Origin of the sequence: Massilia sp. CFBP9026 (assembly GCF_034045165.1) — a bacterium.
GTDB classification, from domain to species: domain Bacteria; phylum Pseudomonadota; class Gammaproteobacteria; order Burkholderiales; family Burkholderiaceae_D; genus Telluria; species Telluria arenae.
Genome location: NZ_JAXCWH010000003.1, coordinates 626,712 through 637,361, shown reverse-complemented (window position 1 = coordinate 637,361; position 10,650 = coordinate 626,712). Strand labels below are relative to the sequence as shown.

The 10,650-nt window shown below is 62.9% G+C and carries 9 protein-coding genes; 2 read left to right on the top strand and 7 right to left on the bottom strand.

Annotated features, from left to right (window positions below):
* The coding region (locus SOM28_RS11160; RefSeq protein ID WP_320468140.1) for an IS3 family transposase at positions 1–846 on the top strand (846 nt) is incomplete at its 5' end.
* 155 nt (positions 847–1,001) lie between these two features.
* Here the strand turns inward: SOM28_RS11160 and SOM28_RS11155 are convergent.
* The 5 genes from SOM28_RS11155 to pyrG all read right to left on the bottom strand — a co-directional run bounded on the left by SOM28_RS11155 (position 1,002) and on the right by pyrG (position 5,625).
* Positions 1,002–1,286 carry a helix-turn-helix domain-containing protein gene (locus SOM28_RS11155; protein WP_123068321.1) on the bottom strand — a complete coding sequence of 95 codons (285 nt, stop codon included), beginning with the start codon at positions 1,284–1,286 and terminating at the stop codon, positions 1,002–1,004.
* Between the two features lie 9 nt (positions 1,287–1,295).
* On the bottom strand, positions 1,296–1,655 hold the full coding sequence (gene ftsB / locus SOM28_RS11150) for a cell division protein FtsB (protein ID WP_123068322.1): 360 nt from the start codon (positions 1,653–1,655) through the stop codon (positions 1,296–1,298).
* 72 nt (positions 1,656–1,727) lie between these two features.
* On the bottom strand, positions 1,728–3,014 hold the full coding sequence (gene eno, locus SOM28_RS11145) for a phosphopyruvate hydratase (protein ID WP_123068323.1): 1,287 nt from the start codon (positions 3,012–3,014) through the stop codon (positions 1,728–1,730).
* Positions 3,015–3,085: 71 nt separating this feature from the next.
* On the bottom strand, positions 3,086–3,940 hold the full coding sequence (kdsA, locus tag SOM28_RS11140; protein ID WP_320468139.1) for a 3-deoxy-8-phosphooctulonate synthase: 855 nt from the start codon (positions 3,938–3,940) through the stop codon (positions 3,086–3,088).
* Positions 3,937–5,625 (bottom strand): CTP synthase, encoded by a 1,689-nt coding sequence (pyrG, locus tag SOM28_RS11135; protein ID WP_123068336.1) that lies wholly within the window; start codon positions 5,623–5,625, stop codon positions 3,937–3,939. Before pyrG ends, kdsA begins: the two co-directional genes overlap by 4 nt.
* Before the next feature lie 288 nt (positions 5,626–5,913).
* Here pyrG and SOM28_RS11130 point away from each other — a divergent pair, with 288 nt between their 5' ends.
* Positions 5,914–7,653 (top strand): methyl-accepting chemotaxis protein, encoded by a 1,740-nt coding sequence (locus SOM28_RS11130; protein ID WP_320468138.1) that lies wholly within the window; start codon positions 5,914–5,916, stop codon positions 7,651–7,653.
* 62 nt (positions 7,654–7,715) lie between these two features.
* On the opposite strand, the gene SOM28_RS11125 is transcribed toward SOM28_RS11130, so the two are convergent.
* Positions 7,716–10,142 carry an eCIS core domain-containing protein gene (locus SOM28_RS11125; protein ID WP_320468137.1) on the bottom strand — a complete coding sequence of 809 codons (2,427 nt, stop codon included), beginning with the start codon at positions 10,140–10,142 and terminating at the stop codon, positions 7,716–7,718.
* Positions 10,143–10,306: 164 nt separating this feature from the next.
* A complete protein-coding gene (locus SOM28_RS11120; RefSeq protein ID WP_123068326.1) occupies positions 10,307–10,576 on the bottom strand; it encodes a hypothetical protein in 270 nt (89 codons plus the stop codon).
* Positions 10,577–10,650 lie beyond the last annotated feature (74 nt).

Genomic DNA, 10,650 nt, shown 5'->3' with positions numbered 1-10,650 from the left:
GAGCATCGCAACGAGTTTCCTGTGAAGGCGCTGTGCCATGGTCTCGAAATCAGCCGCAGCCTGTACTACGCGTACAAGAAGGCTACGCCGAGCCTTCGTAGTCAGGAAGATCTGGCCTTGCGCGCCGAAATCGTCAGGATCAACACAGCGCATCGCTGGGCGCCTGGCGCAGTGAAGATGTGGCGTTTGCTCAATGCCGAAGGCATCAAATGCGGCAAGCACCGCGTCAGGAGGCTGCGCAAACTGGAGAATATCCAGACGTCCCGCACTAAGCGCTTCCGCGCCATTCAGGCGATGCAGCGGGTGCAGCCGCCAGCGCCGAACCTGGTCAAGCGCCGCTTTAACGTCACCGCACCAAACATGATTTGGGTTGGCGACATGACAGCCATGCGCACCAAGGAAGGGTGGCTTCATCTGGCCATCGTACTGGACCTGTTTGCCCGTCGTGTCGTCGGTTGGGCGATGGATGCCACGCAAGCGACGACCTTACCCATGGCGGCCCTGAACATGGCGCTGGCACAGCGAAAGTCTAGGGCAGGATTGATCTTCCACAGCGACCAGGGAACCGTCTATGGATCGAACGATTACCGTGAATTGCTGCAAGCGAACAGCGTGCTGCCCAGCATGAGCCGCAAAGGCAATTGCTGGGATAACGCTGTTGCAGAGAGCTTTTTCTCGAACCTGAAGAACGAGGCAATGCACGACCGCCTCTTTGCATCCAGGGCCGAAGGAATGGCAGTGGTGAACGACTACATCGAGACGTACTACAATAAGCAGCGGTTACATCAAACCTTGGGCTATCAAACGCCTGCCGCCGTCGAAGCCGCATTCCGTGTGCCTAAATAACTGTCCAGAAAGTCCGGACCACCTCAGGTCTGACATTCGGACACGACCTCAGCTGTAATTGACGTCTGAGAATGGCAACTCAATGCCGCCGGGGCTGATATGGTTGAGGCCGTGTCCGAATGTCAGACCTGACCCCGATGTGTCCGATGTCGCGGTTAGCTGTCGCTATGCCCACCACTCATATGCAAATCGACCACCTTCATGATCTCGAGCGTGAGATCGAGGTCGAACTCCCCTGACGCCAATGCAGCGCCCAGCTGCTCGCGCGGCACGCCGACAGCGGCTGCTAGCGCGCCCAGTCCCGGCGCCTGCGACACCGCCTTCAGCGCGGCGCCAATGATGGCGCCATCGCCATCTTCGAAGGCATCGGCCAGGCAGTCCGCAATCGCATCGAGCGAATCGAGGCTGGCGGGATCGATCGGGGAATTCTGTTCACTCATAATGATAAATTAGTGCGTCGGGGTCGCGTCCGGCTTGGCGCCGTTTTTCGGCGGAGGCGGCGGAGGCGGCACGGTCATCGACTCGACCGGCTGCTCGTTCTTGCGCAGCACCTGCACGAAGATCTCGCCCTGCTTGATCATGCCCAGGTCGTAGCGCGCGCGCTCTTCCACGGCGCCGGTGCCATCCCTCAGGTCAACCACCTCAGAAGCCAGCTTGGCGTTCCTGGCGGTGAGTTGCTCGGTCTTGAGCCGCGTGGCCTCGACCTGGCCCTGCATGTCGGCCACGGACAGCCAGCCGCCCTTGCCGAGCCAGAGTGGGTACTGGATCAGCACGAGCAGTGCGGCAAGGGCGATCGTGATCAGGCGCATGGCAAAAAGAGGATGCAATCTGGCCGGAGAACAGGAAGAGCAAGCGCCCTCCCCGCGCGCCGGCCAGGTGGATTACTTCAGGTTGTAGAACGCGTCGCGGCCAGGATAGCTGGCGATGTCGCCCAGGTCTTCCTCGATGCGCAGCAGCTGGTTGTACTTGGCCATGCGGTCCGAACGCGACAGCGAGCCGGTCTTGATCTGCAGGGCGTTGGTGCCAACCGCGATGTCGGCGATGGTCGAGTCTTCGGTTTCGCCCGAGCGGTGCGAGATCACGGCGGTGTAGCCGGCGCGCTTGGCCATCTCGATGGCGGCGAAGGTCTCGGTCAGGGTGCCGATCTGGTTGATCTTGATGAGGATCGAGTTGGCGATGCCCTTCTGGATGCCCTCTTTCAGGATCTTGGTGTTGGTGACGAACAGGTCGTCGCCCACCAGCTGCACCTTCTTGCCCAGCGCGGCGGTCAGGGTGGCCCAGCCTTCCCAGTCGCCTTCGTGCATCGCGTCCTCGATCGAGATGATCGGGTACTTGTCGCACCAGGTGGCCAGCATGTTCGTGAAGTCAGCTGCCGACAGGCTCAAGCCGCCTTCGCCTTCCAGCACGTACTTGCCGTCCTTGTAGAATTCGCTGGCCGCGCAGTCCAGGCCCAGGGCGATGTCCTGGCCCGCCACGTAGCCGGCCTGCTCGATCGCCTGCATGATCAGCTTGATGGCTTCTTCATGGTTCGCGACCGATGGGGCGAAGCCGCCTTCGTCGCCGACGGCGGTGTTCAGGCCCTTCGAGTGCAGGATCTTCTTGAGGGTGTGGAACACCTCGGCGCCGTAGCGGATCGCTTCCTTGAACGAAGGCGCGCCGACCGGGATGATCATGAATTCCTGGATGTCCAGGTTGTTGTCGGCGTGCGCGCCGCCGTTGATGACGTTCATCATCGGCACCGGCATCTGCATCGCGCCCGAACCGCCGAAGTAGCGGTACAGCGGCAGGCCGGCTTCTTCGGCGGCAGCCTTGGCGACGGCCATCGACACCGCCAGCATGGCGTTGGCGCCCAGGCGGCTCTTGTTTTCGGTGCCGTCGAGATCGATCAGGGTGCGGTCCAGGAAGGCTTGCTCATTGGCGTCCAGGCCCATGATCGCTTCGGAGATCTCGGTGTTGATATTCTCGCAGGCCTGCAGCACGCCCTTGCCGAAGTAGCGCTTCGGATCGCCGTCACGCAGTTCGATCGCTTCGCGCGAACCGGTCGAGGCGCCCGACGGCACCGCGGCGCGGCCCATCACGCCCGATTCCAGCAGCACGTCGCATTCGACGGTCGGGTTACCGCGCGAGTCGAGGACTTCACGGCCGATAATATCAACGATAGCACTCATGTTTCTCAGTCTCCAGGAGGTGGGGAAATCGGGTGGGGCATCCTGCCGCAGGATGCTCCCAGGATGCGCTGTTACTTGAACTTGGTTTCCATGAAACCGGTCTTCTTGACGATGCGGTCGATCTCGACGAGCGTGGTCAGGAGTTCCTTCATGTGGGCCAGTGGCACGGCATTCGGACCGTCCGACATCGCATTGGCCGGATCGGGATGCGTCTCCATGAACAGGCCGGCGATGCCCGCCGCCACGGCGGCGCGCGATAACACCGGGACGTGCTCGCGCTGGCCGCCGGACGAAGTGCCCTGGCCGCCCGGCAGCTGCACCGAGTGGGTCGCGTCGAACACCACCGGGCAGTTCGATTCGCGCATGATGGCCAGGCCGCGCATGTCCGACACCAGGTTGTTGTAGCCAAACGAGGCGCCGCGTTCGCAGGCCATGAAGTTATCTTCCGGCAGGCCCGCTTCGCGCGCGGCGGCGCGTGCCTTGTCGATCACGTTCTTCATGTCGCCAGGCGCCAGGAACTGGCCCTTCTTGATGTTGACCGGCTTGCCCGAACGCGCGCAGGCGTTGATGAAGTCGGTCTGGCGGCACAGGAAGGCCGGGGTCTGCAGCACGTCGACGATGCTCGCCACTTCGGGGATCATCTCTTCGTCGTGGACGTCGGTCAGGACCGGCACGCCGATTTCGCGGCGCACATCGGCCAGGATCTCCAGGCCCTTCTCGCGGCCAGGGCCGCGGAACGACTTGCCCGACGAGCGGTTAGCCTTGTCGAACGACGATTTATAGATGAACGGGATGCCCAGCGCCGAAGTGATCTCTCTCAGCGTGCCGGCGGTGTCCATCGCCATCTGGCGCGATTCGATCACGCAGGTGCCGGCGATCAGGAAAATCGGGTGCTCGAGGCCGACGTCGAATCCAGCGAGTTTCATGCTGCATCTCCTTGCAAGGCCGGGGCCGCATTTGCTGCGCCGGCCGCGGTATTGGTGTTGGAAGCCTGGTGCGCCAGCGCCGCTTGGATGAACGACGTGAACAGCGGATGGCCATTGCGCGGCGTCGACTTGAACTCGGGGTGGAACTGCACGCCCATATACCAGGGGTGCACGTCACGCGGAAGTTCCATGATCTCGCACAGGTCTTCGTTCGGGGTACGCGCCGACACCGTCAGGCCAGCAGCTTCGACCTTCGGCAGGTAGTAGTTGTTGCCTTCGTAGCGGTGGCGGTGACGCTCGGTCACGACGTTGCCGTAGATCTCGGCGGCCAGCGTGCCCGGATTGACGGCGCAGGTCTGGGCGCCCAGGCGCATGGTGCCGCCCAGGTTTGAGTTGGTGTCGCGCTTCTCGACCTTGCCGTCGTGGTTCTGCCACTCGGTGATCAGGGCGACCACCGGCTGGTCGGTTTCCGGATCGAACTCGGTCGAGTTCGCATTCGGCAGGCCGGCCATATTGCGGGCGTACTCGATCAGCGCGACCTGCATGCCCAGGCAGATGCCCAGGTATGGGATCTTGTTTTCACGGGCGTAGCGCGCGGCCATGATCTTGCCTTCCACGCCGCGCTTGCCGAAGCCGCCGGGCACCAGGATGGCGTCGTACTTGGCCAAGTGCTCGCAGCCGCGGGTTTCGATTTCCTCGGAATCGAGGTACTCGATGTTGACGCGGCTCTCGGTGTGGATGCCGGCGTGGCGCAGCGCTTCGGTCAGCGATTTGTACGATTCGATCAGGTCGACGTACTTGCCGACCATGCCGATGGTGATCTCGTGCTTCGGATTTTCCAGCGTGTGAATCAGCTTGGTCCACATCGACAGGTCGGCCTTCGGCGCTTCGAGGCCGAGGGCTTCGAGGATGATGTCGTCCAGGCCCTGGTCGCACAGCACTTGCGGCACCTTATAGATGGTGTCCACGTCCCACACCGAGATCACGGCCTGCTCTTCGACGTTGGCGAACAGCGAGATCTTGGCGCGCTCGTCGTCCGGGATGCGGCGGTCGGCGCGGCATAGCAGCGCGTTCGGCGAGATGCCGATCTCGCGCAGCTTCTGCACGCTGTGCTGGGTCGGCTTGGTCTTGAGTTCGCCGGCCGAGGCGATGAACGGCACCAGGGTCAGGTGCACGAACGCGGCGCCCTTGCGGCCCGAGCGCAGCGACAGCTGGCGCGCGGCTTCCAGGAACGGCAGCGATTCGATGTCGCCCACGGTGCCGCCGATCTCGACCAGCGCGACGTCGACGCCTTCGGCGCCGCGGCGGATGTAGTCCTGGATCTCGTTGGTGATGTGCGGGATGACCTGCACGGTCTTGCCGAGGTACTCGCCACGGCGTTCCTTGCGGATCACCGATTCATAGATCTGGCCGGTGGTGAAGTTGTTCACCTTCTTCATGCGGGTGCTGATGAAGCGCTCGTAGTGGCCGAGGTCCAGGTCGGTCTCGGCGCCGTCGTCGGTGACGAACACTTCGCCGTGCTGGGTTGGACTCATGGTGCCCGGATCGACGTTGATGTACGGATCGAGCTTGAGCATGGTGACTTTGAGTCCGCGGCTCTCGAGGATCGCGGCGAGGGAGGCGGCCGCGATCCCTTTGCCCAGGGAAGACACGACGCCGCCAGTGACGAATACGAATTTGGTCATTGTGCTGATGGTGCCGAACGGCACGCGCGGGAAATTGAAATTATACCTTAATCCTGCAAATACTTCTTGATATCAAGGCAGCAACACCCTCCGATGGACTGTCGCCGCCCGATCACAAACCGACTATTCTGAGTGCATTTTCGTTTCGGTTGGGCAATAATTGTAACCGGTCGGAAGAGACAATAATTTGCCGACAACAGTCGTAAAGACAGATCCAGTGTCATAAGCACAAATAAGCCGCAAGGATGCCGCCAGTCCGGCGGAAAAACCCTCTTAATTAGATAAAACATGGGCAATTTCATCAAACTCAACATCGGTACGCGCCTGGCCGCCGGCTTCGCGCTGACGCTACTGATGACCGTCATCATCGCCACCGTCGGCGTCTGGCGCCTGAACCAGGTCGCGCACGAGACTTCGTCGATTCTGGCAGAACCGCTGGCGAAGGAGCGCATGATCGCCGAGTGGTATACCCAGATCTTCGCCGCCGTGCGCCGTACCGCCGCGATCGTCAAGAGCAGCGACCCGTCACTGACCGACTTCTTCAAGGAAGACGCGGCCGCCACCGGCAAGCTGTCGGCCGACCTGGTCAAGCAGATCGAACCGTTGATCAGCGGCGACGACGAGACCGCCCTGTTCAAGTCGGTGATGGAACACCGCACCGCCTACAGCAAGGCGCGCGATGGCGCGGTCAAGGCCAAAGCCGAGGGCAACGTCGAACTGGCGGACCAAATCCTGACCCAGCAATTCAACCCGGCCGCCAAGGCCTACCAGGAACGCGTCAAGGAACTGGTCGACCTGCAGCACAAGCGCATCGCCGCCAGCGCCGAGCTGATCGCCAGCACCGCCAGCCGCGGCAACTTCGTCATCGGCTCGCTGGCCGCCGGCGCCCTGCTGCTGGGCGGCGTGTTCGCCTGGCTGCTGACCCGCTCGATCACCCGTCCGCTGCGCCAGGCGGTGCACGCCGCCGAGCAGGTGGCTGCCGGCGACCTGACGGTCGAAATCGACAGCAAGGCCACCGATGAAACGGGCGCCCTGCTGCGCGCGCTGGGCCATATGAATACCTCGCTGTCGAAGATCGTCGATGAAGTACGCAGCGGCACGCAAACCATCAGCGGCGCTTCGAGCGAGATCGCGGCCGGTAGTTTCGACCTGTCCAGCCGCACCGAACAGCAGGCCGCGGCACTGGAAGAAACCGCCGCCTCGATGGAAGAACTGACCGGCACCGTGCGCCAGAACGCCGACAACGCGCGCCAGGCCAACCAGCTGGCGATCGCCGCCTCGAGCGTCGCCACCCAGGCCGGCCAGGCGGTCGACCAGGTGGTCGCCACCATGGGCTCGATCAACGATTCGTCGCGCAAGATCGTCGACATCATTTCGGTCATCGACGGCATCGCCTTCCAGACCAATATCCTGGCGCTGAACGCGGCCGTCGAAGCGGCGCGCGCCGGCGAACAGGGCCGCGGCTTCGCGGTCGTGGCCTCGGAAGTGCGTACGCTGGCGCAGCGCTCGGCCGCTGCCGCCAAGGAAATCAAGCAGCTGATCGGCGACTCGGTCGAGAAGGTCGACACCGGCACCAAGCTGGTCGACCACACCGGCGCAACGATGCGCGAAGTGGTCGACTCGATCCAGCGCGTGACCGACATCATGGGAGAAATCTCGTCGGCCAGCCAGGAACAGATCACCGGCATCGACCAGGTCAACCAGGCCATGGGCCAGATGGATAACGCGACCCAGCAGAACGCGGCGCTGGTCGAGGAAGCCACCGCCGCCACCGCGGCGCTGCAGGACCAGGCGCAGCGCCTGGCGCAGGTGGTCGATGTGTTCAAGCTCGATCCACGGCATGTGACGCCGGCGGCGCCGGTGACGCCGGTGAAGCGTCCGCCGGCACGGCCGGCGTTGGCCAAGCCTGTGGCGCAAGCCCCGGCCAAGCCTGCTGCAAAGCCTGCTGCAAAGCCCTCAACGGCGAAGACGGCCGGCAAACCAGCCGCGCCAGCCAAGGTCAACGAGGCGGAGTGGGAAGAGTTCTAATCGTCCCCTAGCGCTTGCGGATCACACCGACCGGAGGTTGGCTCCCCGGCACCGCAGGCGTATCAATCTTCGTCCAATTCGAACCCTTCATCCGCCGCATACGCCGCCGCTTCGATAATCAAGTTCACCGCCGTGTCATCGTTGATATCGATGCCGGCATACGCGACCGCCCCCGGATAGGCCTCCTCGACCATTTCCAGGTGATGCTCCAGCAACTGCAGTTCGGCGCCGGCCGCACCTGGCGTCGGGCGCGTGCCCAGCATCAACAGGTCCTGGTAGTACCCGCTTTCTGCTTCCTGGCGTTGCGGGTCTTTCATTTCCGCCCTGATGGACTGGCCAATCGTAGCCCGGTGCTGGTCCAGCCCTTTCAGATCCATAAGTCCGAGCACGGCGGCGCGGACTTCGACCTTCGTTCCCACGCCATCCTTCACATGCTTGAGCAGGATGCCACGGTAATGCCCCTCGCGCGCGCCATTCGTATTGCCAACATAAAGGGTAGCGCCGGGCGTCAGGTTTTGCAGGTCAAGCACGCAATTGATGGCTTCCTGAATGGTAAGAAGCTGCTGGAAGGGACCGATGGGACGATCGACCTGCTTGCCCGCGTTCATCGCGACGATCCTCTTCAGCTTCTTTTCCGCGGCCCCGAGCGCGGACAGCGCCGACGACAGTTTGACCAGCTGCTTGGTATCGGCCTGGAATTTCTCGGACGCGGCATACAAGTGCTCCTGCGCCTGCTCGCTGATCTCGAGCAGCGACTGTGCCGCCTCGGCCAGTGGCGAGCTTTCCAGCTGGTTGCGCATGCGGTCGATCAGTACCGTCCAGGCCGTCGTATGCGCGCCCATGGTGCCTGAGAATGGCGACGTGGTCCGCCCCTCGATGCTGACGTCGCGGATGCGACCGTCGTCGTGCAGCGAGATCGACGAGGCGAGATAGCGCTGGCCGCTCTCGCCGTTGTTTCCGCCACGCTTGCCGGGCACCTTGACGCCGTCGCGCTGGACCTCGGCGTTCTCGTCCATCTTTTGCGTGATGTTCTGCAATAGCGTCGTGATGATGCCGTCGTAACCGGGCCGCACTTGCTCGGCCGCCGAAGGGTACATCATGTCGATGGTCCAGAGGTGCTGCTTGATCATGGCCAGCGCCCGCTGCTCGGCCGATACGGCCACGCGCATGCCCGGCGCCACCTTGTCCATCATCGCCTGATCGGTGATCGAGCAGACCACGGCGGCGGAACGGGCATCGAACAGGCCAACCACGGTGTTCACCAGGGTATCGAGCGGAATCGCCTGGCCGGCATTTGCATGCACCAGGGCACGGGCAGACTCGCCCTTGCCCTTGCCCGCTAACGGGGCGTTGATCGCCTTGGTATTGATAGTCGACAGGGGCACCAGCTCGCGCGCCTCAAGAAAGGCCTCGGCAAAACGCTGGATGTGCGCCGCATCGTGCTGGTCATAGGCGGGCCCGCCTCCGTGCAGGCGGCTCATCATGCGGGGCATCAGAAACCCCCAGATCGTCTCCATCTCGGCCCGGGCGGCATGCCACCGGTCCCGGTGCGCCTGCGGTGCGCTGTCGATCAGCAGCACCCCTGGCACATTATCCAGGTTCTGGGACAGGCGATACAGGATGACCGCGGCCTGGTCGATATTGGTTTCTTTCAGCTGCGCCTGCAGGCCCGCCACAGTCGTGACAAATGCCGAGGAATGGTCTCCCATCGTCCCGCCGAAGATATGCGGTGGACGGCCGACGATCGCGATGCCGTCGATCACGCCCTCCTCTGTCCCCTCCAGGATCTGGGCTGTGACGCGTTGCACGATGCCGGCCCCGGCCACCTTGACGCGCTGCGCAGGCATGCGCGGGCCGGCATCGATGGCGTAGCCTTGCCGCCGCAACTGGTGCGCGCGCCCGTCATGCAGGAAGGTCCCCGTCGCTGCCTTTTCGCCCATGAGATCGGCCTCACGCTCGAGCTCCGGAGCATCGTTCACCATGCTGCCTCCCTTGAGCTGCATGGTTGGCTTCACCCTTCCCTGCATCTGTTGGACCACATGCCATGCCTCGTGCGCCAAATGCCTGTCCTGCCCTGGCGCCAGATGAATCTCGGTCCCTTGTGCATATCCATGCGCCTCGAGCTGCGCGGGCTTGCCCGAGTTCCGGTGTACACGCACGGCCGACATGTCCATGCCCGAGAGCGATTCGATCCCCGCCTTTAGTTGGTCAGGCATCCCGGTCTCGTTAAGGTGCGCCTCGCTCTCGACACGCTGGAGCGCAGCGCCCCCGGATCCACTCCCGGCATGATTCATGCGCTTCCCGGTCACCGCGTTTGCCAAGTCGGCCATCTCATGCAACCGCGCCACGCGTGGCGATGCCTGCGCGAGCGCCTGCTGCCTGGCCAGTTCGGCCGTTTTCACGCGGGAATCGGTCAGGGGGGGCGAATCCGCGCGTTGCTGAACGGGCGGACGCGCCGCATTCTCTAGTTGCTGGCGATCTGCATTCATGCCATTCATCATCCTATTCGAAAGGGCGCCATGCAATACATCAGCGTCTCCAGCCGAGTGACAGCGTGTAACGAAGCGCTATCGATGAGCCTCAAGCGACGTTGCAAGACGCGAGCCATGCCAACCGCGCTACCGGCCGGCATCGCAATTCGCCCGGCATCTGGTTAAAGCCTGTCCTTGATCTTCAAAGCACTGCTCTTCGCGACGCCGCTCATGGGCACCAGCGCGAGCGCTGCGTCGATTTTAAGGATTGTTGCAGCAACCTCGTCGCGGACAGCGATGTGCTCAGACCGTGCTTCCATCGCACCATGATCGGGGTGTGAATCATCCAATTTCTTCCATGCACTCTCTAGAGTGGCTTTCGCTTGTGTAAGCGTATCGAGCAGCACTGGCAGTTGTTGCATATTAAAGTGTAGATTCACCGTGCTTGTCATGGTACCTCCTTTTGAACGTCTGCGATCCAGTGTAATTTCCAGTATGCATTATGCGGCATCCTCGCGCCGATTCC